This is a genomic window from Acinetobacter sp. LipI_23, assembly GCF_058243045.1.
In genome coordinates, this window is record NZ_JBZAYJ010000001.1 from 3,199,869 (window position 1) to 3,224,402 (window position 24,534).

18 protein-coding genes and 1 pseudogene are annotated in these 24,534 nt (G+C 39.6%); 9 read left to right on the forward strand and 10 right to left on the reverse strand.

Features of this window, described 5'->3' with window-relative positions; genetic code table 11:
- Window positions 1-396 precede the first annotated feature (396 nt).
- Window positions 397-1,695 carry a dicarboxylate/amino acid:cation symporter gene (locus tag AC4CVD_RS15860; RefSeq protein WP_490753418.1) on the forward strand — a complete coding sequence of 433 codons (1,299 nt, stop codon included), beginning with the start codon at window positions 397-399 and terminating at the stop codon, window positions 1,693-1,695.
- A gap of 133 nt (window positions 1,696-1,828) precedes the next feature.
- Here AC4CVD_RS15860 and AC4CVD_RS15865 read toward each other — a convergent pair whose 3' ends face one another.
- Complete coding sequence (locus AC4CVD_RS15865; protein ID WP_490753419.1) at window positions 1,829-2,719, reverse strand: LysR substrate-binding domain-containing protein; 891 nt, start codon at window positions 2,717-2,719, stop codon at window positions 1,829-1,831.
- Window positions 2,720-2,853: 134 nt separating this feature from the next.
- Between AC4CVD_RS15865 and AC4CVD_RS15870 the strand changes: the two genes are divergently transcribed.
- Window positions 2,854-4,272, forward strand: coding sequence for an aspartate ammonia-lyase (locus AC4CVD_RS15870; RefSeq protein ID WP_490753420.1), 1,419 nt, complete (start codon window positions 2,854-2,856; stop codon window positions 4,270-4,272).
- Window positions 4,273-4,484: 212 nt separating this feature from the next.
- Here the strand turns inward: AC4CVD_RS15870 and ssb are convergent, their stop codons facing one another.
- From ssb to AC4CVD_RS15885, 3 genes are all read right to left on the reverse strand, one after another.
- Window positions 4,485-5,069, reverse strand: coding sequence for a single-stranded DNA-binding protein (gene ssb, locus AC4CVD_RS15875; protein ID WP_004691666.1), 585 nt, complete (start codon window positions 5,067-5,069; stop codon window positions 4,485-4,487).
- A gap of 51 nt (window positions 5,070-5,120) precedes the next feature.
- Entirely contained in the window at window positions 5,121-6,485 is a 1,365-nt protein-coding gene (locus AC4CVD_RS15880; RefSeq protein ID WP_004978200.1) for an MFS transporter, read from the reverse strand.
- A 159-nt stretch (window positions 6,486-6,644) separates the two neighbouring features.
- On the reverse strand, window positions 6,645-7,724 hold the full coding sequence (locus AC4CVD_RS15885) for a DUF475 domain-containing protein (RefSeq protein ID WP_058870674.1): 1,080 nt from the start codon (window positions 7,722-7,724) through the stop codon (window positions 6,645-6,647).
- Window positions 7,725-7,935: 211 nt separating this feature from the next.
- Between AC4CVD_RS15885 and tenA the strand changes: the two genes are divergently transcribed.
- The 4 genes from tenA to AC4CVD_RS15905 all read left to right on the forward strand — a co-directional run bounded on the left by tenA (window position 7,936) and on the right by AC4CVD_RS15905 (window position 13,288).
- A complete protein-coding gene (tenA, locus tag AC4CVD_RS15890) occupies window positions 7,936-8,610 on the forward strand; it encodes a thiaminase II (RefSeq protein WP_004691671.1) in 675 nt (224 codons plus the stop codon).
- A 160-nt stretch (window positions 8,611-8,770) separates the two neighbouring features.
- Window positions 8,771-9,145, forward strand: coding sequence for a hypothetical protein (locus AC4CVD_RS15895; protein WP_490753421.1), 375 nt, complete (start codon window positions 8,771-8,773; stop codon window positions 9,143-9,145).
- Between the two features lie 319 nt (window positions 9,146-9,464).
- Window positions 9,465-12,296, forward strand: coding sequence for an excinuclease ABC subunit UvrA (uvrA, locus tag AC4CVD_RS15900; RefSeq protein WP_490753422.1), 2,832 nt, complete (start codon window positions 9,465-9,467; stop codon window positions 12,294-12,296).
- 224 nt (window positions 12,297-12,520) lie between these two features.
- On the forward strand, window positions 12,521-13,288 hold the full coding sequence (locus tag AC4CVD_RS15905) for a hypothetical protein (protein WP_490753423.1): 768 nt from the start codon (window positions 12,521-12,523) through the stop codon (window positions 13,286-13,288).
- Between the two features lie 69 nt (window positions 13,289-13,357).
- Here the strand turns inward: AC4CVD_RS15905 and AC4CVD_RS15910 are convergent.
- Window positions 13,358-13,633 (reverse strand): annotated as a pseudogene (locus AC4CVD_RS15910) (HIT family protein); the annotation flags it as partial.
- A 133-nt stretch (window positions 13,634-13,766) separates the two neighbouring features.
- On the opposite strand from AC4CVD_RS15910, the gene AC4CVD_RS15915 reads away from it, so the two are divergent.
- Entirely contained in the window at window positions 13,767-14,630 is an 864-nt protein-coding gene (locus AC4CVD_RS15915; protein WP_490753424.1) for an IS982 family transposase, read from the forward strand.
- A gap of 53 nt (window positions 14,631-14,683) precedes the next feature.
- Here AC4CVD_RS15915 and AC4CVD_RS15920 read toward each other — a convergent pair whose 3' ends face one another.
- Window positions 14,684-16,429: a GGDEF domain-containing protein gene (locus AC4CVD_RS15920; RefSeq protein WP_490753425.1), complete on the reverse strand. Its 1,746-nt coding sequence runs from the start codon at window positions 16,427-16,429 to the stop codon at window positions 14,684-14,686.
- 106 nt (window positions 16,430-16,535) lie between these two features.
- Between AC4CVD_RS15920 and AC4CVD_RS15925 the strand changes: the two genes are divergently transcribed.
- A protein-coding gene (locus tag AC4CVD_RS15925; RefSeq protein WP_087554504.1) for an IS5 family transposase occupies window positions 16,536-17,358 on the forward strand; the annotation gives its coding sequence in 2 pieces (ribosomal slippage) (window positions 16,536-16,916 and window positions 16,918-17,358; 822 coding nt in all).
- A gap of 1,044 nt (window positions 17,359-18,402) precedes the next feature.
- Window positions 18,403-19,287, forward strand: coding sequence for a porin Omp33-36 (gene omp33-36 / locus AC4CVD_RS15930; protein ID WP_236770430.1), 885 nt, complete (start codon window positions 18,403-18,405; stop codon window positions 19,285-19,287).
- A gap of 50 nt (window positions 19,288-19,337) precedes the next feature.
- Here omp33-36 and AC4CVD_RS15935 read toward each other — a convergent pair whose 3' ends face one another.
- From AC4CVD_RS15935 to AC4CVD_RS15950, 4 genes are all read right to left on the reverse strand, one after another.
- The gene (locus AC4CVD_RS15935; RefSeq protein ID WP_062032021.1) at window positions 19,338-21,305 is read right to left on the reverse strand and encodes a glycine betaine transporter; all 1,968 of its coding nucleotides are present in this window, start codon (window positions 21,303-21,305) and stop codon (window positions 19,338-19,340) included.
- A gap of 157 nt (window positions 21,306-21,462) precedes the next feature.
- Entirely contained in the window at window positions 21,463-22,152 is a 690-nt protein-coding gene (locus AC4CVD_RS15940; protein ID WP_004691682.1) for an ion channel, read from the reverse strand.
- 252 nt (window positions 22,153-22,404) lie between these two features.
- A complete protein-coding gene (locus AC4CVD_RS15945) occupies window positions 22,405-24,120 on the reverse strand; it encodes a cation acetate symporter (protein WP_005401536.1) in 1,716 nt (571 codons plus the stop codon).
- Window positions 24,120-24,452, reverse strand: a complete 333-nt coding sequence (locus tag AC4CVD_RS15950) for a DUF485 domain-containing protein (RefSeq protein WP_004691685.1) — start codon at window positions 24,450-24,452, stop codon at window positions 24,120-24,122. Before AC4CVD_RS15950 ends, AC4CVD_RS15945 begins: the two co-directional genes overlap by 1 nt.
- Window positions 24,453-24,534: the final 82 nt, after the last annotated feature.

Sequence of the window (24,534 nt, forward strand, 5' to 3'; positions counted from 1 at the left end):
AGCGAAAGCTTGGTTTTGAGTTCGTGCATTCATTAACTTTGACTTCGCTTTCTGACCTTGGCTCTTCCTCACAGAATCAGGAAATTTAATATCGTTCCTATCACCAATCAGAATTAAAAAAATAAATATTCGGTCTTTATATTAAGAACAGCTCACCTATATCAAGTAAAACTAAAGAATCATCTCATGCATTTTTTGCATAACTGAATTAAAAATTGCATTGTCGTTTTTTTAAAAAAAAAGTAACACTTGCCACAGTTAAATCCCCAATCGACGATTTAGCACTCAATATCTAAAGCAATGCCTCTATAAATTGATCAACATGGAATGTCATCAATGCCTTGCTATATCAGGCCAAAAGTTGATGAAAAGAAGATTAAAGAAGGAACGATAAGTATGAAGCAGAAGAAATTACTGAAATATATTCTGATTGCCATGATCTCAGGAATACTGATTGGTTGGGCTTTTCATAGCACTTTAACAACTGCACAAACCACAGAACTTGCCGCCTATTTTAAAATTGTGACCGATGTATTCTTAAGATTAATTAAAATGATTATTGCACCCTTAGTATTTGCAACAATCGTTTCCGGTCTTGTCTCGATGGGAAAATCTTCTTCTTTGGGATCAATTACCTTAAAGGCCATGAGTTGGTTCATTGGTGCATCATTTATTTCACTTTTACTGGGCATGGGCTTAGCCAATTTATTCCAACCTGGCGCTGGGATGAATCTCACCATTCCTCAAACAGCGGTTGATATCGGTGTCAGTGCGACAAGTCTGAGCTTAGAAAGCTTCATTACGCATATTTTCCCGCGTAGTTTTGCTGAAGCCATGGCCAATAATGAGATATTACAGATTTTGGTTTTCTCAATTTTCTTTGGTTCTGCACTTGCCTATGTGCAACATCAAAGTGAAGTGACCGTCATTGGTAAAATTATTGATGAACTCTGCAAGGTAATGTTCCGAATTACAGATTATGTCATGGCATTTGCCCCTATCGCCGTTTTTGCAGCCATTGCTTCCGCTATTACTATCCAAGGCCCTAAGCTGATTATCGATTATAGTATTTTCATTGGACAGTTCTATGTCGGATTACTGGTGCTTTGGACTCTCCTGATTGCTTTCGGCTATATCTTCTTGAAAAAAGATATTTTTAGATTGATGCGAATCGTGCGTGAACCCACCATGTTGGCATTTGCGACCGCAAGTAGCGAATCGGCTTATCCAAAAACCATGGAAGCTTTGGATAAATTCGGTGTGCCTAAACGCATTACCAGTTTCGTTCTCCCTTTAGGTTATTCTTTCAACCTCGACGGCTCGATGATGTATATGGCATTTGCCGTGTTATTTATTGCACAAGCCTATAACATTGATTTAAGTTTTTCCCAGCAAGCGCTCATACTCTTTACCCTCATGATTACGAGTAAAGGGATTACAGGTGTTTCACGAGCATCCATTGTGGTGATTGCCTCCACACTGGCTATGTTCAAGCTTCCTGAAGCTGGTATTCTATTAATTTTGGCGATTGATCAGTTTTTAGATATGGGCCGTACGGCAACCAATGTGATTGGAAATAGTATTGCAACGGCCGTGATTGCACGCACTGAGGGCAATAAAGATGAGTTTACGGAGCAAGAAGGCATCATGGTGAACAACCTTCCTCCTGCAAACCAATTGGCCGATAACAGTTAGAATTATTTATAGAGAAAATAAAAGGTGATTTTTAAATAGTAAGTAAAGTCCTTTATTTACTATTTAAAAATCACCTTATTTATTATTAAAATATATCTCACAATGATTAAATAAAATAATCCATAAAATCCAATTATTTATTTTTCTGAATTAAAATATTCCAAATATAATCAATTCGATTTGAAAATGACATTTCATGCTTAACCAGATAGACATCTTGGAATAAATAGTACTGCTTACCGTCCAGTACTTTTAATTTATTTTCTTGAATCTCTCTTTCAACCAATAATTTCGGCAGCCATGCCACACCTAAACCTTGCAACACCAGCTCTTTTAAATCACCTGCATTATCCGTCTCATATAAAGTTCTATAATCCAACTTATTTTCAATCGCTTCATCCACACAGTTTCTTAAATATGCTTGTTTACTATAAGACAACAAAGGAAAAGACTGATCGAGTGAATATTTGGCAGTCCCGTCATGATCTAAGGCTGTCACAGGGAGGATTTCCATTTCAACAATTTTATAAAATCCGAACAAAGAACGATCGAATTGTTCTAATGTTTTTTGATCACAATAACTGATTAAAAAATCACACGAGCCATCTTTTAATAAGCGCATCCCCTGTTTGAAATTTGAGGCAATAATTTCCAATTTTAAGTCCGTCATATCCATCGCTAACTCATGAATAAAGCGGGGGAAAAACTGGGTAATGAGCGAGTGTGACACTGCAAACTTGACGGTTAACTCATCATGTTTCACATTCTTTTCTAAATACTTTATTGTTGTAGTTAGTTGATTTTGTATGTTTTTTGCCGAAGCCAGTAAAACTTGGCCTGCTTCTGTGAAATCAATATTTTTACTATATCTTTTCAAAATTTGGAAACCAAGTGAGTTTTCAATATTTTGAATTCTACGCGTAAAGGCAGACTGTGTGACATGTCGTAGAGCTGCTGCTTGAGATATCGATTTTTCTTGCTCTAACGCAAGTAAATCTTCAATCCATCGAATTTCTAAAGTCATAACTCATTCTTCACTCATCCTTTGATCAATTATAATCTATTATGCAAAAAATGCATGTAGTAATATATTTTTACATTAGAAAAAAAACCGTGCGCACTTTAATATCGATTTATTCGAGATTAGAGTCTATTTAAATGAACATTAAGATTAACACACGCGTTGAAAAGGATTTATTAGGACATAAAGAAATTCCTGCTCATTGCTATTATGGCGTACAAACTTTAAGAGCTTTAGAGAACTTTAATTTAAGTCCAAATAAACTCAATCAATTCCCTGTTTTTATTAATGCCCTTGCAATGGTTAAAGCTGCATGCGCAGAAGCCAATTTTAAACTCAATAAACTTGAAGAAAATAAATACAATGCCATTCAATATGCATGTGAACAAGTTATTAATTATAAGTATCATGACCAATTTCCAATTGATATGATTCAAGGTGGTGCGGGAACATCCACCAATATGAATATCAATGAAGTACTGGCTAATATTGGATTAGAACATTTAGATCATTTAAAAGGCGAATATCAATATTTACATCCAAATAATGATATTAATATGTCTCAGTCAACCAATGATGTCTATCCAACGGCAATTAAAGTGGGTTTAATTTTTGCAATAGAGCAATTGAACAGCCCGTTTCAAAATTTAATTCAAAGTTTTAAGAACAAGTCAGATGAGTTTTCGCATATCTTAAAAATGGGTCGTACCCAATTGCAAGATGCTGTTCCAATGACCTTGGGTCAAGAATTTGGCGCATTTGCAAATACCTTACAAAATGATTTAAACAAGCTCAATGACATCATGCCGTCTGCTCTAAGTGTTGTAAATTTGGGCGGAACAGCAATTGGAACAGGGATCAATACCGAAGTTAAGTATCGTGAATATGCTATCGCAGCGTTGTCTGAAATTACCCAAAAGCAGATCAGCAGTTCACCTGATTTAATCGAAGCAACCTCAGATATGGGTGATTTCGTTTTATTATCGAGCTTCTTAAAACGTACCGCGACTAAACTCTCAAAAATTGCCAATGACCTGCGTTTGCTGTCTAGTGGCCCTCGTACTGGTCTGAATGAAATCCATTTGGAACCGCGTCAACCGGGCAGCTCAATTATGCCAGGTAAAGTAAATCCAGTTATTCCAGAAGCAATGAATTTAGTGTGTTTTCAAGTGATTGCAAATGATTTAGCCATTACTATGGCGGCCGAAGCAGGTCAACTGCAGCTCAATGCGATGGAGCCATTAATTGCATTTAAACTGTTCGAATCGATCGATTTGTTAGGCAAAGCGATGCAAATGTTCCAACATAAATGTATTGAAAACATCCGTGCCAATGCTGAACACTGTCAGGCAAATGTCGATAATTCAATTGGCATTATTACTGCACTCAACCCATATTTGGGCTATGAAACAACGACTCGTATTGCAAAACAAGCGAATGAAACTGGTCAAAGTGTATTGGCTTTAATTAAAGCTGAAAACCTATTGTCTGATCAACTTTTAGCTGATGTGCTATCGATCAAAAATATGGTTCATCCTCAGCAATCTTTATCATGATTTATTAGCATTTAGTCTTTTTAAAAAGAGATCTCGTCAGAGGTCCCTTTTTTATAGAGAGGAAAAGTATGCTCTGTCACTCGTATTAGCTGAACATTTTTATTCTATAAAGTTCTTTTTAAATACAAAGTTTTCCGAGTCATAAAAAAAAGAACCTAATAAAAATCAGATTCTTTCTTTATCAAAAATACAACATTTACTTATTGCACAAGTTAGAACGGAAGATCATCATCCATATCTGCTGGTGCTGCCGCAGGCGCTGACTGAGGAGCCGCCTTTGGTGCAAAACCGCTTGGGTTATTGTTCGCATAACCACTTTGTTGATTGTTGCTATTACCTGCTGCTGGATTGCCACCATAACCGCCTTGGTTGTTATTATTGTTATAACCACCACCTTGGTTATTGTTGAAACGTGGTTGTGCATAACCATCATTTCCGCCTTGCATTTGCTCACCTTGCTGACGATTATTGTCGAGCATCTGCATTTGCTCACCACGAATTTCTGTGGTGTAGCGTTCTTGACCATTTTGATCTGTCCACTGACGAGTACGCAGTGAACCTTCAATATAAACTTTCGAACCTTTACGTAGGTATTGTTGCGCAATTTCACCTAGACGGTTGTGTAACACAATACGGTGCCATTCGGTTTGCTCTTTACGCTCACCTGTACTTTTATCTGTCCAAGAGTCGCTCGTTGCAATTGAAAACTGTGTCAACGAACCACCGTTTGGGAAAGTTTTCGTCTCTGGATCTCGGCCTAATGTGCCCACTAAAATAACTTTATTTACACCGCGCATCTGATGTTTACTTCCTATCTATTTCTATTATTTACTTTATAAGAGTTATGCTTAAATGGCTACCTCTTTCCCCAACAACTGCGTTAAATCTTGTCGCGTAGCATCATCTATTTGCTGCTTATCGACTTTTACATACGCTACTTGCTGATCAGACATCACCACGACCTCTTCAATACCACGAATCGCTAAAAGCTGTGAAGTCCATTCGTCCGTTTGTTTATGTTCAGGTAAACGCAACACCATCGAAGACAAATAACGCGGTTGCGCCAAGCCAAAACTAATCAATAACCAAACAATCGCCAGTCCAGTCAGGATGCTCCAACCCAAGGCAGTATTGTTTAACAGCAGCAACTGACCGCCTGTGACACCACCAAAGAATGCGCCTAAAAACTGGCTGCTGGCATTTACGCCCATGGCAGTCGCTTTAGACTGAATCGGTGCAGCTTTCGATAACCATGACGGCAACAGCGCTTCCATGACATTAAAAGCAATAAAGAATAAGCCCAAACCAGTGAGCAAAATATACTTCGACTCAAAGCCAAAAATTAGGATGCCCAAGCCTAAAATAATGCCGCCAATGGCCGTTAAAAAGATGCCTCTCATCTTGCGATATTTTTCAGCCAACACAATACTTGGAAAGGCAAAAAATAGGCTAATCACCAACAACGGTAAATACACCCAGCCATGCGAATTTAGTGGAATTTTTGCAAAATCGATAAGCTGTGATGGAACATAAATAAACATTGCTGTCAGCAATAAATGTAAGCTAAACACCGACACATGCAGACGGTTCAAATCGCCCATTTTTAAGACTTGTTTGAGCTGAGCCAAATAACCTTGCTGATAATTACGATGATGGCGGGTGACTTTGGGCACCAAAAATAACATCGAAATGGCCGCCAAACCCATGATGGTCGTTACCCAGAATAATCCTGAAATCCCCACTAAACCGGTAAGCCACGGCCCCAAACTAAAAGCGACAGCAAAAGAAACCCCGATACTCATGCCCATGGTTGCCATGGCTTTCATACGATTTTCTTCACGGGTCACATCCGCCAGTAGTGCCATCACCACGGCAGACACTGCCCCCCCACCCGCAATGGCACGGCCAATAATCACCCCATAAATGGTGTCTGACATCGCTGCAATTGCACCACCCAAAGCAAATAGGAGTAGCCCAAAAACCACCAAAGGCTTACGGCTATAACGGTCGGCAATCAAGCTGAAAGGAATCTGTAAAATGGCCTGTGTTAAGCCATAAATCCCCACAGCCAAACCGAGCAACGCAGGCGTTGCATATTCATAGGTCTGCCCTGCCACAGAAAATACAGGGATGATCATGAACAAACCCAACATGCGTAAGGCAAAAATACTGCTTAAGGCAAAAGTTGAACGACGTTCTAAAGCATTCATCATAAACGAGGACAGACTGTATTGAATTAATCTTGGATCAAGATTATAGGCTATTCAATCCGACTAGCGGCATGAATTTTATGTTTAATAAAAGCCTTCCTGATCTGAAAAACAAAAAGCGCAGCCTGAGCTGCGCTTTTCCACGGTTTAAAGCAATCTGCTTTAAGCGGCTTGATGTTTTTTGTATTGAATAGAAGCAATAACAGCCCAAACAATAAAGGCCACACCAATTAAACCCGTGACAACTTCTGGTACATGTAGACCTGTGCCACTTGCCAGCATAATGAATGCTAAAGCACCAATTGCGTAGTGTGCACCATGCTCAAGGAAGACATAGGCATCCAAAGTCCCTTTTTCTACCAAGTAAATCGTCATCGAACGCACGAAAATCGCACCAATCGCGAGACCCAACATAATAATCACGACATCGGAAGTAATGGCAAACGCGCCAATTACGCCATCAAAACTGAACGATGCATCAAGTACTTCTAGGTATAAGAAACCACCAATACCTGCTTTGACCACACCTGTGGTTGCGCCATTGGCATCATGCGTAACTGCATTGCCATCTTCATCAACTTCAGGTTCACCACCCAACAAATGACTCAAGACTTGTACGCCAATATAAACCACGATGCCCCAGATTCCCGCCATGGTCACCACCAGACGTTTGGCTTCATCGACATTAGCCGCCATCACCAAAAGTGCAATCAGTGCAAGGAAGACTGACATTGCAGGAACATTGGCTAAGTTGGTCAAACGGCGTTCTAACCAGCGGAACCAGTGTGTATCTTTCTCTTCATCTAAGAAGAAGTTTAAGAACACGAGCAACAAGAATGCACCACCAAACGCAGCAATTTCAGGGTGATGATCCATCAGACGTTGCGAGTAGGTTTTTGGATCATTCAAAGCCAGTTGTACGACTTCAACAAAGCCCATATCTGCAGTTACAGCCACAATTGCAACAGGGAAGATTAAACGCATACCAAATACAGCGACTAAAATACCCACAGTCAGGAACAACGTTTTCCAGAAATGATCCCAACCACGTAAAACAGATGCATTGACCACGGCATTATCGAAAGATAAAGAGACTTCCATCACTGCTAAAATTGCAGTGATGGTCAAAGCAGTAAACATGGTCTTTAAGCCCGCTTCTGGTCCATGGGTAAAACCCCAGTACGCAGACAACGCAAGACACACGATCGTAAAAATGATAGAGAAACCAAAATGTTTCATCATGACAGATCGACCTATAAAAAATTTGGAGATGAACGAAAACTTAAAAAACAGGTTGAGTTTTATGGCCGCAATTATGACGCTTTTTGCGCCTGAAACCAAAACATCTTCGTTAATTTTTACTTATCTCACCGATGTACGGAGATGGTTTGTTGTTCTGCGTAAACTGTTGTTATAGTCTTGCCCATATTTTGGCTTCCCTTAGGATCTAATCATGGCTTTTTCTCAAGACGTTTGGCAGCGTAATGTCGACTTATATCAAAAAACACTGGCTTTACCTTTTAACCAAGAATTGGCTTCAGGCACACTTAATAAAGAAGCATTTTGTCATTATGTGATTCAAGATGCGCACTACTTGGTGGCTTATGGTCGTGCTTTAGCGGTGTGTGGTGCCAAAGCGTATGAGGCTGACGACATTATTCAGTTTAGCCAAGGGGCTAAAGAAGCAATTGTGGTGGAACGCAGTTTGCATGATGGCTTTATGAAAAATTTTGATATTTCAAAACAACAGTTTGAAGAAACACCTCTGACTTTGGCATGTCACCATTACACTTCATTTCTAACGGCAACAGCATGGTCTGAAAGCTACCCTGTGGTGTTAGCAGCGCTCTTACCTTGTTTTTGGATTTATGCTGAAGTCGGTAAAGACATTGTGGGTAACTCTATCGCCAACAATCCATACCAAGCCTGGATCGATACTTACGCAGGTGAAGAGTTCAACCAAGCTGTGCGTAATGTGATTGCAACCATCGATAAAGTGGCTGCGCGTTGCGATGCAGACACCATTGAGAAAATGCATAAAGCCTACCGTAAAGGGGCTGAACTCGAATGGTTGTTCTGGGACAGCGCTTATAAACAGCAACAATGGCTCGGTTTAGACCACGCTTAAAAGCGAAAATGATCCAAAAAGCCCTGAACTCTTCAGGGCTTTTTATTGACCAAATCTCGTATTTTTCAGATGGCGCGATTGCTATTTTAAGCATTTAAAACTAAACTTTAATAATAATAATAATTATCATTTACACAATTAACTTTCGAGGGCCGTTCTCATGCATCCTGATACTCTAGGTACTGAAGCCATTCGTGCATTTTTTACCGTACAATGCTGCTGGCTAAATAACGAAGAAATATACCTTGAAAAAGGCTGTTTACACTGCGGTTCTGCCGCGACCTACCTCATTTATTATACCAATCCACATATTCAAAAATTGATGTTGGCTTTTATTAAAAAATATCATTGTGTTTTAAGTCGAGAACAAGACTTACTCGACCTGCCAGACTTTGAAGATGACTACGATGCCTTCTTACAAACTCTTGAGCATAAAGTCAATTTCTATGCCCGTCTCCATCATGACATTATCCGTCCCTTTGCTTTTGAGACGGTCGATTCAATCTTTGAACGTCGTTATGCGCTAGCATGCTAAATACTGCAACCATGACAATACTCTATCCCTGAAGGCGTACGGCAAACAAAAAATAGACAGCCATGATTCAACTTTTGCGCTACGCCGAATGGGAGATCCACTCTTTTTTACGCAATGCGTAAACATCTTTCTATCTTCAGTCGCAGCCAATATCGATAGCTTGAGACTTGTTTCAACACTGAAATCTAGCTACAGTTTAGCAGCATCACTTTTCTTTTGGCCGACATGATTTGTCGCTATAAAATCATGTTTAACACTTGAATAAAGCATAAGTCGTTATCATATACCTCCTTCATCTGCACAATTTCGAGATAGTTTTATGAGCCAAAGTCATATCCGTATTCGAGGCGCACGTACCCATAACTTAAAAAATGTGAACCTTGATATTCCCCGCGACAAATTCGTGGTGATCACGGGACTTTCTGGTTCAGGTAAGTCATCGCTTGCATTTGATACGCTGTACGCCGAAGGCCAGCGTCGTTATGTCGAATCGCTCTCGGCCTATGCGCGCCAGTTCTTATCACAAATGGAAAAACCTGAAGTTGATTCAATTGAAGGCTTAAGTCCTGCGATTGCGATTGAACAGAAGTCAACCAGCCATAACCCACGCTCTACGGTGGGCACCATTACCGAAATTTATGACTATTTACGTCTACTCTACGCACGTGTCGGTACGCCATTTTGCCCAGAGCATGATTTGCCGATGGTGGCACAGACCGTATCGGAAATGGTTGATGCGGTAAAAGGATTGGATGAAGGAACAGCGCTGATGCTGCTTGCACCTGTGGTGCGTGAGCGTAAAGGCGAATATTCCAACCTGTTTGAACAGCTACAAAGTCAAGGTTTTGTACGGGCGCGTGTCGATGGTGAGATTGTTGATCTAGACCCAATTCCAGAACTCGATAAAAAGAAAAAACACACCATTGAAGTGGTCGTCGATCGTTTTAAAGTTCGTGATGACCTCGGCAACCGCATTGCAGAATCTTTTGAAACGGCTCTACGTTTGGGCGGTGATATTGCCATTCTTTCGTGGATGAACGGTGAACACCCAGATCGGGTTTTTTCGGCTAAACACTCATGTCCTGAATGTGACCGTGCTGTTGCGGAACTTGAGCCCCGTTTATTTTCATTTAACAATCCCTTTGGTGCCTGCCCAACCTGTGATGGTTTAGGGACCCGTAGCCATTTTAGTGCCGAAAAACTCATTCCAAGTCCTGAGGTTTCGATTAGCCAAGGCGCGATTCGTGGTTGGGACAGACAACGCCCGTACTACTACAGCATGATTGAAAAAGTGGCTGAACATTTTGGCTTTTCTTTGGATACGCCTTGGAATGAACTGGATGCCGACACCAAAAAGAAATTTCTCTACGGTACAGGCAAAGAAAAAGTTGATTTAAGTTATATCGATGAGCGTGGTCGTAAGCATAATCGTGTGCAACCTTTTGAAGGAGTTTTGCCACATTTAGAACGTCGCTATCGTGAAACTGAGAGTAACTATGTTCGTGATGATTTAGCACAGTACCTGTCTAATGCAGCATGTGATGCCTGCGGTGGATCACGTCTGAATGAAATATCACGCCATGTTCGAGTTAAAGACAAAACTATTGCTCAAATTACCAAAATGTCGATTGGTGATGCGGAAAGTTATTATCAAGATTTAAATCTTGATGGCGCAAAAGGCGAAATTGCCGATAAGATTTTTAAAGAAATCCGAGAGCGCTTACATTTCTTAGTATCAGTGGGTTTGAATTATTTAAGTCTTTCTCGTTCAGCAGAAACATTGTCTGGTGGTGAAGCGCAACGTATTCGTTTGGCTTCGCAAATCGGCGCAGGTTTGATGGGGGTGATGTATGTCCTCGATGAACCATCGATTGGTCTGCATCAACGTGATAATGATCGCCTATTGGAAACCTTAGTCCGCTTACGTGATTTGGGGAATACCGTTTTAGTCGTTGAGCATGATGAAGATGCGATTCGTGCAGCTGATCATATTATCGATATTGGTCCTGGTGCTGGTATTCATGGTGGTCATGTGATTGCTGAAGGGACGTATAATGAAATTCTTGCGAATAGTGAATCTCTCACGGGTCAATATTTATCAGGCAAACTGAAAATTGAAGTACCGAAAAAACGTACTACACCACCAAAGCCTGAAGAACAAATTAAATTGATGGGTGCTGCGGGTCATAACCTACAGAATGTGGATTTAACCATTCCTTTGGGTGTGATGACCTGTGTCACGGGTGTGTCTGGTTCAGGTAAATCTACGCTGATTAACCGTACTTTATTGCCTTTAGCAGCGACACAGCTTAATGGTGCAACGACATTAACGGCTGAGAAATTTGACTCGATTGATGGTCTGCAATTCCTTGATAAGGTTGTTGATATTGATCAAAGCCCGATTGGTCGTACACCTCGCTCCAACCCTGCAACGTATACGGGTTTGTTTACCCCAATTCGTGAATTGTTTGCGCAAACATCTGAAGCCAAAGCACGTGGTTATGCTGTGGGTCGCTTCTCGTTTAACGTAAAAGGTGGTCGTTGTGAAGCCTGCGAAGGTGACGGCATGATCAAAGTTGCGATGCACTTCTTACCTGATATGTATGTGCCTTGTGATAACTGTCATGGTGAACGTTATAACCGTGAAACTTTAGAAGTCGGTTATAAAGGCAAAAATATTTCAGATGTACTGAATATGACGGTTGAAGATGCTATGCATTTCTTTGATGCTATTCCTGTCATTCATCGTCGTTTAGAAACGCTGAATCAAGTGGGTTTAGGCTATATTCGTTTAGGTCAGTCAGCAACGACTCTATCAGGTGGTGAAGCGCAACGTGTGAAATTGGCACGTGAATTAGCAAAACGTGATACGGGTAAAACGTTGTATATCTTGGATGAACCCACTACTGGTCTACATTTCCATGACATTGCTAAACTGTTAGATATCCTTCATGAGCTACGCAATAAGGGCAATACTATTGTGGTGATTGAGCATAATTTGGATGTGATCAAAACTGCTGACTGGGTAATTGATTTAGGCCCAGAAGGGGGCGCAGGTGGCGGGATGATTATTGCAGAAGGAACGCCTGAACAGGTTGCGAAGAATAAAGTTTCACATACTGCGAAGTTTTTGAAGCCGATGTTGAAGTGATTAATTCCCCCTTCTTAAATAAGAAGGGGGTTTTTCACTTAGTCAAAATAAAGATCTATATTTATTTAATAAAAAAAATTTATTAATATTTTATTTAGTATTCTTCTTATGTATTATGTTGGCGAAACTGTGGTGTAAGTATGGTCAACATGCTAGTAATCTTTTACTAGAGCTCTTGGTTCGATTCCAAGCGGTTAAAATTTTTTATTTCATAAAATCTATATATGACTCCATTTATACAACATCACAATCATGATTTTTTTAAGGCAGCTTGCCAAAATGTAAGCTCTACCAAAGCTGCATATAAATTAATACATAATGAAATTAATAAATTAATAACTAAAAAACCTCTTAATGAGGGTTCTCTTGATTCTGAGACTTTATCAAAAATTAAGTTACTCACAAAATTAGCAATTCCTGTTTATACTGCATACTCGGAAGCAATATTTTTAAAACTTATATACACTCCATGTGGATTCACAAAACAAGAAATTGATCAAATTTTTACTGTTCAAAAACGTCAATCTATTATTCAAGCTTGGAAAGAGACTTTGATAATTAGTACAAGAAAAAGTATTGGTAAAAAGTCAAATTTTTTACCAAATAGTCGAAAAAAGATTGAACAAATTATCAACCGCTATCTTCAAGAACCCTCTGAATTACGTAATAAAATTGCACACGGCCAATGGACTTGTACATTTAACAAACACAATAGTGCTTTAACACATGAAACTAGCGCAAAAATCGAGAAAATTACCATTGTTGATATCGATATTTGGCTTTCAGCGTTTACAACATTAGGTGAATTACTCTTTTTAGCCAATCAATCTCCATTGAAAGGTTATTCTGAGCAATATTGGAATAAAATAACTAAGATCGAGCAAGAGCTTGAAAGAAGAAGCTCTTGGACCTTTAATAAAAAAGTTCAATTAATGCACGCTAAGCATGCTAAGAAAGATTATTATAAAGCCTTAAATGCCTCAAAGAGTTAGTAGGAAAAACAGATCCATATTCAAGTGTGCAACAAAATTTAAACCAAACCTTACAGTTGATGGTAGATCACCAAAACCTTCAAATACCATAGCAGTCCGACCAACATCATCAAAGAATTCATCTAACTTTTTCGCAACTTTCTTGGTATATAGCATCAATCCAGTTAAAACTTCATCATCTAAATCAAATGCATAACTTGAATAATGTTTTTTGGGGATCACCACTGTTGCACCCAAAGTATTGGGGAATATCGTGAGAAATGCCATAAATTCATCATTACTATCAATAATATGGCAAGGTCTTTCATTTCGTGTCATCTGACAAAAAATACAGTCTGTTCGCATTTGCCCTTCATTTATTCTTTTGTACTGTTATTTAATTTAACCTGAGTTCGATATAAAAAAAGAGTAGAAAAAAAGCCCTGTTTTTGTAACATATTGGTTCTCAAGACAAAATGTTATAAAACAAGGCTTCTCAATGGATCATATTACCGAATTATTTTGTATTTTGGATGATTTCTGCAAAATATTTAATGAATCTTTAGAGAAAGCTTTAATTTCTAATCAAAAAACCAGGTTGAAAAAGTCAGCTTTAAGCTTGTCTGAAGCAATGACCATTGTCATTTTATTTCATCAATCCGGCTTTAGATTCTTCAAATATTTTTATTGCCAAATGATCGTTCCATACTGGAAATCTGCTTTTCCTAAACTGCTTAGCTACAACCGATTTATTGAAATCATGCCCCGTTGTTTGCAAGCTCTGAGTAGTTTCTTCCATCAGGTGAAAGGAAAAGATACGGGAATCAGTATCATTGACTCCACTAAATTGGTAGTTTGCCATAATCTTCGGATTAAAAGGCATCGTGTATTTAAAGGCTTGGCCGGTCGTGGAAAAAGTAGTACGGGTTGGTTTTATGGTTTTAAATTACATCTCGTTATCAATAATTTAGGTGAAATTATTAATCTCAAGCTGACATCGGGAAATGTTCATGATGTTGCTATATTAGAATCTTTAACTCAAGAATTAAAAGGGATCCTACTCGGAGACAAAGGCTATTTGAGCAAAGCAAAAGCCGAAGCTTTAGCAGCAAGAGGACTGAAAATATTGACCCCATCACGTCGGAATATGAAAAATAAACCCATCCAAACTGAAGAAGAAAAACAATTACTTTGCAGAAGAGGATTGATCGAAACCGTGAATGATCAATTAAAAAATTTACATCAACTTGAACATTCACGTCATCGTTCGGTAAATAACTTCATGGTGAATATCATGGCTGCTGTAGTGGCTTATTGTTTGAACCCCAATAAGCCAACTTTCCAAAATATGCTAAAAGGTTAAGTGGATTTCATCGAACTCAGGTTAATTTACTTATTTATTTTGATCTAATTCTTTCAAATATAATATGACTCATTCACTTCATCGACTGAATAAGCCACAACCTTATTTTTCCCCTGCTCTTTAGCTTGAAACAAAGCACGATCGGCTTTTTCTATCAGTGCCATCCAACTGGTCGCACCAATTGCCACCCCAATACTAATACTAACTTTCAAATCAGGGCAGCGTACATTATCAACTGACTTCGCTTCATAAATCTCAGAACGAATCTTTTCTGCAATTTTTAAAGCGCGCTCCATTCCAACATTTTCAATCAGTACTATAAATTCATCGCCACCGTAACGTACCAACAAGTCAGATGTCCGAATATTTTCTTTTAATTTTTCAGCCACAAACTGAATCACCTGATCCCCCATCAGGTGCCCATACACATCGTTGACCTGTTTAAAATGATCAATGTCGATCACCATTAAACAAGTCTCCGAAAACTGAGTCGGCTGATTTTCCAAAAGTTTAATGTATTCATTCAACGCATAACGGTTTGCAACCCCGGTTAATGAATCCAAATGCGCAATATTCTTGAGTCGAAACTCCAACGCATCTCGCTGCTGAAGCGTCTGTTTTAACTGCTGAATTGCTGTAAATAAAGAATACATATTGGCGGGTTGATCTTTGGTATCCATCGGGTTGGGGCGAATACTGGAATGGGATAAATCAAACAGAATTTCACGCGCTTGAATGAGTGGACTAAACACTCTCTTACGCGCATAGATCATGGTAAACAGTGCGGCAAAAATTGAAATGAGTGAAATACCCACCGTTATGAGCAAAATATTTTGTGCTTTATGCTTTTCAATGATGGCTTTTTCAACGCTATATTTGAGTAAATAATTTTGCAATTCCACCACGGTCGAAAATTTATCAACGATTGCTTCAGTTAACTGTGTCCCCGTTAAATAGTACGGTCGATGGTAAATACTTTCATTCATCAAGCGCTCAACAATCAATAGCCCTTTGGCTAAAAACTCGTTATAAACCGCTTGATGCAGCACTTTAAATTCTTCGGTTTTATCACGCTCGGGCTGTAAGGTATCAATGAGTGCCCACAAATACATCACTTGCTTCCGAGTCTGTAAAGAACGCGCTAAATTGGTTTCAGGAATCGGTTGTTTAAAAGCTACATGCGCCATCACATTGGATGCAGCACGACCAGCCTGATCGCGTAAGTCAGCCAATAATAAAATTTGGGTATAAAAGTTTGAAATCGCGGTGTCTTTGCCTCCCGAAACTGCAATCACATCTTTTAGGACATCGTGACTATGCTCCCAAGCATTAAACATTTCTAAAATGGCCTGATCCATTTTTTCTGCATTGCACTGCTCACGTGGCAGAGCTGCATAAGCATCCACCTGCTGTCTGCCTTGCATTAAAGCTTCATCTAAACGGTCAAATAAACTTAAATCTAAATTTGGGAGGTTCGAATGCTTTAAAACCTCTAAAGTCTTTTGCATCTGCTCATCTACCGTGAGCCGATACAGTTTTAACTCAAGCACATGCTGGGCAAAATCTTGTTGATTACTCGACATGAGTTTGTTGGCTGGCGCACGCTCTCGTGAAATCTTATTGGCCAAGTCTGCAACAGCTTGTAGGGCTTGTATTTCAGTTAAAGCTTGGTTGGTTTTGATGTAATCGCGATAACTTTTGACCATCAACGGAATGGATAAGCTGCACAATGACAAAATAATAATGCTCATTGCAATATACAGCTTTTGACTCAAATACTCAGAGCGTATTTCTCGCATACTTCAACCACGCCCCCATTCCTAAATAAAAGAAAACTAAATTAACTGTTTATTATACGAACAGTAGATCTCTTGCGAAAGTAAAAACCACCTCAATATAAATTTCATGAGATATCAGAAATTAAATCGTTTTTCAGATTCTGAATTCAAACGCTTGGTTGGCGTACCTCGACAAGTTTTTACTGAAATGGTAGAGGTTTTAGAAAAAGCAGAATCACTCAAAAAGAAATCAGGTCGTCCTCATACTTTAGATATAGAGGATCAGTTGTTATTAACTCTCAATTACTTACGGAACTACAGCACTCAACTGGAATTAGCGGCAAATTACCATATCGCTGAAAGTAATGTGAATCGAACCATTAAAAAGGTTGAAGATGCATTGATGAAATCAAGACGTTTTACTCTGCCAAAACGAAGCATTACCACAGCAGACGAACACTTTAACTGGGTCATTATTGATGCGACAGAATGTTCAATAGAACGTCCGAAAAAAAAATCAGAGTAAGTTCTACAGTGGTAAAAAGAAGAAACATACGCTAAAAGCACAAGTGATCTATCATCCGAACAGCAAACAAATCATAGGGCTAGATATATCGAATGGCAGTCAGCATGATATTAAATTGGCAAGAAAAACGGTTAAGAAATTCAAACATTGTGAATATGTTATGACCGATTTAGGGTACTACGGATTAGAGCAAGATGGCTTTAAATTATTGATGCCAATAAAGAAAAAGAAGAATTTACCCTTATTTGATGTTGAGAAAAGGTACAATAAAATGATTGGAAAAATACGAGTTGTGATCGAACACATTAATAGTCAATTGAAAACATTTAGAATATTAAGTGAACGCTATCGAAATAGACGGAAAAGATTCGGTTTACGCATTAACTTAATTGCTGCACTCGTAAACCGGATAAACTTGCAATAATGACTTTCGCAAGAGATCTAGTATATCGTGTATTTAAGTGATTAATTCTTTGTTTTGCATCGTTTTAAGATTTCATCATCCCCAAATAATCATGGCTAAACTTTCACGCACCTATGAAAGCTGAGTCAATCCATCCTTAATAATATTCATGTTTAGTGTGAATTTCATTCAATATTTTTAATTCCCATTTTTTAAAGTGCCTATATTTACACATGCAACATTTAAGTGCATAATGCACAGTATTGGGGCGAATTAGAGTATATCCTCAGCAGATATTCTAATTTTCCCACAAGTTTTGGCTGAAAAAACCAACCTCTTTTAGAGGTTGGTTTTTTTTTGCTCAAATAAAAGTTTTTAATGAAAAATATAGCCTCAAATTCGCACCATTATTATGCATTAAATTGCAATATATTTTTATTCAGAAAAAAATAAGATCTCGAAAATTTAAATAAAAAAAAAGCCCAACCTTGGGGAAAGTTGGGCAGATAAACAAAAACTGTTTGAGGAGAATTAGCTTCTCAGAAAACAACAATATTGTTAAATGATTCGCTAAAATCATTATGAAATAAATCCGTTCACTTGTAAAGCCAACTAAAGCACTATGGATTAACACAACGCTATAATTAGCGTGAAAATTATCACAAATACTCAGAGGATATGTACATTATGCAAGCAAAAAACGAGCTTTTTGCGCTAATTTTAGGCGTTTTTTAGATTTAGGACACAAAAACGCCTATATTTGAGGTGCCTTATTTAACTTTTTTATCGTTTATATCCATATATTCAATCTAATTTACCAATTAAAACCCAAGTTCAGTACAATTCATTTTCCTACATTCTCTGTTTTCTAAATAGGTATACCCTATTGTTCTGCTGTAAGTTTTTTTTGGTTGACATGGATACACTCAATTGAGCAATTTTTAACCTCTAACATAGCTAGAGTAATTACTCAATAATATAATACCATTAGAGCTCATTGACTTAATAAATTGTTACAATAGAATAGCATTAGTTTAATCCAATGTTAACAATCTGGTAAATATCATGAAAAAACTCGGTTTAGCCACTGCTTTATTATTAGCCATGACCGGTGCTCAAGCATACCAATTCGAAGTACAAGGTCAATCTGAATACATCGATGCATCTGATGCAAATGACAAAGATTTTACTGGCGGTTTACAAGGTACTTTCTACTTTAAAGATGTTGATTCATCTAAAGGTCCTTTAGCTGAAGCTGCTTTTTTAAACCAAGCTTCAAATGTTTCTTTGGCATATAACTATGCTGAATTAGGCACTGACGGTACTGATTTCATCGCACACAACTACGGCGCTAAAGCTGAAGCGTATATTCCTACTAAATTCGTTCCAGCATATGCAAGTGCGTCTTATAGCCACACGCATTTCGATGGTAAAAACAGCGAAACTCCTGATGACAATGGCGACCGTTATGCACTTGAAGTGGGTGCTTTAGCTGCGCCAAACTTCTTGGTTGCTGTCGGTTATACTAGCGTTGCTGACACAACTGCGCTTGATGCATTCAACGTAATGGGCAATGGTGTTGTTAAAGCTGTTGGTGAAGCTGCTACGATCGGTGAAGATCAAGACGCGGTTACTGCACGTACTAAATACGTAGGTAACATCGACGGTACAAACATGGCGCTCGGCTTAGAAGCTGGTCTTGTTTACGGTGAAGACACCGCTTACCAACTTAAAACTGACCTTTACTTAACTCCTGCGTTAAGTGTTGGCGCTTCTTATGTTGAATCAAGCTTTGCTGGTACTCCAGATTCAGCTTGGGGTGCAAACGTTAACTACTTCATCACTCCAGCAGTTGCTGTAGGCGCAAGCTATGTAAATGCTAACGCTAAAGACAATACTGAGAATCTCGATACACAAACTGTTGGCGTAAACGCTAAATTCCGCTTCTAATTCAATTTAGAAACTGAATAGAAAAAAAGGACGCTTAAAGCGTCCTTTTTTTAGTTTGTGGCTCTGACTAAATTTAAGAAATGTAAATGACGCTCATATTGGTCAATAATATCTTGCAATAGATCATCTAAAGTCCAATCCATCACATCATAATTCTGCCCACCTTCTCTTAAGAAAACTTCAGCTTGATAAAACTGCTGTTCTTCAAGTCGATCTGCCATAAAACTGGGTGGCTGGGTTTCACGGGCAACCACCTGATAGATGAAGTTAATTTCATTATGGTGATCCACGCGTAACTGCAAGCCATGCTCAATCGGTTGAATGGTCACGTCTAGCTGACGGCGCTGAAATTCCTTTTGTACCGCTGAAAATGCATGTTGTACTTGCTGACCAATGAACTCTTCGACCTCAGACTGGGTATGTGGATAATGCATAATCAGACCTAGACGCTGTTGCCAACTGCGTGGATTTTGAATCGCACGTGGCGTGATTCGTGCATCTTGTAGTGCACGCATTTTGGTGACATCCAAACGCAGTGCTTTCAGTAAGCCCCAACAGACCAGCAACATAATCAAAGTAAAGGGCAAGGCACTCATAATGGTAGCCGATTGTAAGGCCGAAAGTCCGCCTGCCATCAGTAAGATAATCGACAGTAACGCAATCAAAATGGTCCAAAATAGCCGTTGCCACAAGGGTGAGTTTTCTGTTTCTGCGGTTAAGTAATCAATCACCAATGAGCCTGAGTCGGCTGAAGTCACAAAGAATAGCACCACCAGAACGGTCGCAATCAGGCTCGATATTTGAGAGAAAGGTAAATGGGTCAAAAATTCAAACAGTGCGACGGATGAGTCTTGTTGTACCGCTGAGATTAAAGAAGTATGACCATCTTGAATAATACTGAACAGCGCTGCATTCCCCATGAAGCCCATCCAAATCAGGGTAAAACCTGTAGGAATGAATAACACCCCGACAATGAACTCGCGAATGGTTCGACCTTTAGACACTCGGGCAATAAACATTCCAACAAAAGGCGACCACGAAATCCACCAAGCCCAATACATAATGGTCCAACCGCCAATCCAACCATTGGGTTGATAGGCATAGAGGTTGAAGGTCATCGTGAACAGATTGGATACGTATTGCCCTGCATTTTGAATGCTGGTTTGTAAGATATAAATAGAAGAACTGGCAAAAAACACAAATAGCAGTAAAACCACTGCCAGCACCAAGTTCAATTCAGATAGCCGTTTAATACCTTTGTCCAAACCAAACCCGACTGAGAGCGAAGCTAAAAAAGTGACAAAAATAATCAGCCCGACCTGAATACCAATACTTTGCTGGATACCAAATAAATAATTCAGTCCCGAATTAATTTGGGTCACCCCAAAACCAAGTGTGGTCGCAACCCCGAAAATGGTGCCTAAGGTTGCAAAGGTATCGACCGCATCTCCCGTTGCACCATAGATTTTTTTGCCCACCAAAGGATATAAAGCGGAGCGAACCTTTAAAGGCAAATTATGTCGGAAAGAGAAATAGGCCAGTGACAATCCCACAAGCGCATAAATGGCCCATGCATGTAATCCCCAGTGGAAAAAGGTGATCCGCATCGCTTGTTGTGCGGCATCTACGGTTTGCCCGTCTCCCGTGGGCGGGTTGACATAGTGCATCACGGGTTCAGCGACACCGAAGAACATCAAACCAATCCCCATCCCTGCAGTAAACAGCATGGCGAACCAAGAGCCACTGCTATATTCAGGCAGACTATGATCGGGGCCGAGTTTGATTTTCCCCATATCGGAGAGTGCAATAAAGATCAGTAAGATCAGAAATAACGCGACAGATAAAACGTAAAACCAGCTAAATGAGTCAATAATCCATTGATTTAAATGTTTAGTTAAAGCCTCAAAACCACTTGGGTCAAAAAGAATCAAGGCCAGAAAAAGCACCAGAATCACGACAGTGCTGAGAAATACATTCCGTTTGATGTTTGCAAACAGCGATGGCTTTATGGAAGGCATAATTCCCCCAGAAAATTATTTTTAGTACAAAGATATAACCAAAATGGTTAATTAGACGAGTCTAATAAAGAGTGAAGAATGAATAGCTTAAAATTTAACGATTCTGTTCTATCATAATTTATGTTTAAAAATAAGGCAGTGCGAATCCTGTAACAGTTTAATTTTCTTTATGATCATTGGGTCGATGCTGAATATACTGCAAGGCAATCAAGCGTGAGACGACTAAAGCCAAATACATCACCCCACAAAACATCTGTAACATCGCAATCATACGAGCCAGCGGTGTTAATGGCATTAAATCGGACAAACCTGTCGCCGACTGCAAACTAAAGCTTAAAAAAAGTAAATCGAGCCATGACTGTGCGCCCGCCACATTGGGATTTAAAAAGCTATTGGGTTCTAAAATCTGGCAAATGCTATATAAAAATGCAAAACCCCATGCAATAAGCGTAAACACTGCCCCTGCAGCAAATAGCTCATCTTTGGTCAAATAACGGTCTGCAAACATATAGCGCAGCAAGCCATAGGCCGCAATAAAATAGGCCATCGCCTCAAAGGCATGGCTAATCACCAACAGCATCGGATCTCGCGCACCCAGCAAAATCAGTAAGGAAAAGAACAATGCCCCACCAACAAAACTCAAGCCGAGGATGGTAAACACGGGAGTTTGACGAATGACCTTGGCAATGAGTAACAGGACCAAAACACCTAAGCCCCAAACCAATACACGTAAGGACAAGCTATGGCCGCTCAACAGCGCCAAAATCAGCATAATAAATTGCAACAGCAGTAACCATGCTGAAGGCAGTAGACGGAAGCCTTTCCAAAATTCGACAAATACTTGCATATGCAGCCTGTTATTTTTAAAGCCAAGTTTGATTGGTTCTTGTTCTCGCTTTTTAAACTTAGCATGAATAGCCACTGAAACCGATGCTTTTTATTCGTGTCAGTCGATTCATTTTGCCCAACAATTTGAGTACTGCTTGAGTACTGAATATCACAATCTAGGTCTTTCAGCATTCAAAGCCAACACAGTTAGGAGCGTCAACACCATAAAAAAAGCCCCAATGAATGGGGCTTTTTTTATTTCAGGTTCAGATTAGTGATCTGAAGCGCCTGAAATACCAATACCTGTTTGCGAACGTACATACTGCGCATCAAATGCTTTACGTTCTGCTTGTGCACGTGCTGAGTTATCAGTCACAGAGAACAACCAGCAGCAGAAGAACGCCAATGGCATTGCAAAGATTGCTGGACCATTGAATGGGTTCACTGGCGTTTCAGAAATACCCAATGTATCGACCCAAACGGCTTTAGATAAGATAATTAGTGTTACTGCAGTCACTAGACCAATCACACCACCAATCACCGCACCACGTGTGGTTAAACCTTTCCAGAACATTGACAGTACAAGCACTGGGAAGTTGGCACATGCTGCTACAGAGAATGCTAAACCGACCATGAAGGCAACGTTTTGTTTCTCGAACAGAATCCCTAAAATCATTGCAAAAATAGCAAGACCTAAAGTCGCGATTTTAGACATACGAAGTTCAGATTCAGGAGTCGTTTGACCTTTCTTGAACACGTTTGCGTACAAGTCATGTGAGATTGCTGAAGCACCTGACAAGGTCAGACCTGCAACAACAGCAAGAATCGTTGCGAACGCCACTGCTGAAATGAAGCCCATGAACAAGTCACCGCCCAATGCATCAGACAAGTGAACCGCTGCCATGTTGTTACCACCAACAAGCTCTAGCTTGCCAGTTACTGCCATTTTCGCGACATCAAGGAACTGTGGATTGTTCGATACATAAAGGATCGCACCAAAACCAATGATGAAAGTTAAAAGGTAGAAGTAACCAATGAAACCCGTTGCTACAACCACTGATTTACGTGCTTCTTTAGCATCTTTAACGGTAAAGAAACGCATTAAGATGTGTGGTAGACCCGCTGTACCGAACATTAAAGCCAAACCTAAAGAAATGGCATCAATTGGGTTCGCTGCAAGTTTACCTGGGCCCATGATATTGCCCGCTTCTGCTAAAGAAATGTCATGTACTTTAGAGAAAACTTGAATTGACTGTGTGAACATTTCAGAGAAGCTGAAGCCTACGCCTTTCATCACCATGAAAGCCATGAATGTCGCGCCAGACAAAAGCATCACAGCTTTAATAATCTGTACCCAAGTTGTTGCCAACATTCCACCGAAGATCACGTAAGCCATCATCAGAAGGCCGACAATCACTACAGCAATGTTGTAGTTCAAACCAAATAACAGTTTGATCAGCTGACCTGCACCCACCATCTGAGCGATCAGATAGAATGCAACGACAACCAATGAACTTACTGCTGCAAGCGTACGTACTGGTTTTTCTGCTAAACGGAATGACACTACGTCAGATAAGTTGAACTTACCTAAGTTACGTAGACGTTCAGCCACCAAGAACAATACGATTGGCCAACCGACCATGAAACCCAATGAATACAGCAAGCCGTCGAAGCCTGAACTGAAAACCATTGCGGAAATACCCAAGAATGACGCTGCGGACATATAGTCACCCGCAATCGCTAAACCATTTTGGAAACCTGAGATCCCGCCACCCGCTGTATAGAAGTCAGCAGTATTGGTGGTTTGTTTTGCTGCCCATTTGGTGATGAGCAAAGTAAATCCGACAAAGATACCGAACATGATAATTGCATGCCAGTTTGTAGCTTGCTGTTGAGCCTCACCCAAATCTGGGCCTGCAAGTGCTAGGCTCGAAGCCAACAGTGCTGTAGCAGCGACTGCAAGCGCTTTCAATGAATTCCATTTCATTAGTGCTGTCCTTTCTCTTGCGCAATGGCTTCGACTTCACGCATTGCTTCTTCATTTAATGCGTCGAGTTTGTTATTCGAGATATACGAATAAACACCACACAAAACAAAAGACAATACAATAATGCTTAGACCCAATGGCATGCCAATCGTGGTCACCCCACCACTGACTGAAGTCATTAAAAATTCTTTGTTGTAGCCGACCAACAACATGAAACCAACGTATACAACCAACATAATGGTTGTCAGTGTCCAGCTCAGTTTACTTTTACGACTAACCATTTCCTTGAATTTGGGATTTTGTAGAATCTGTTCTACTTGTCTCTCATCCATAACCATACTCCTGTCTGTATCCAACCGTAGATACAATTTTTTAATTCGAATTATTACATTTGCTAAAGTAGCAAGCTTCTGT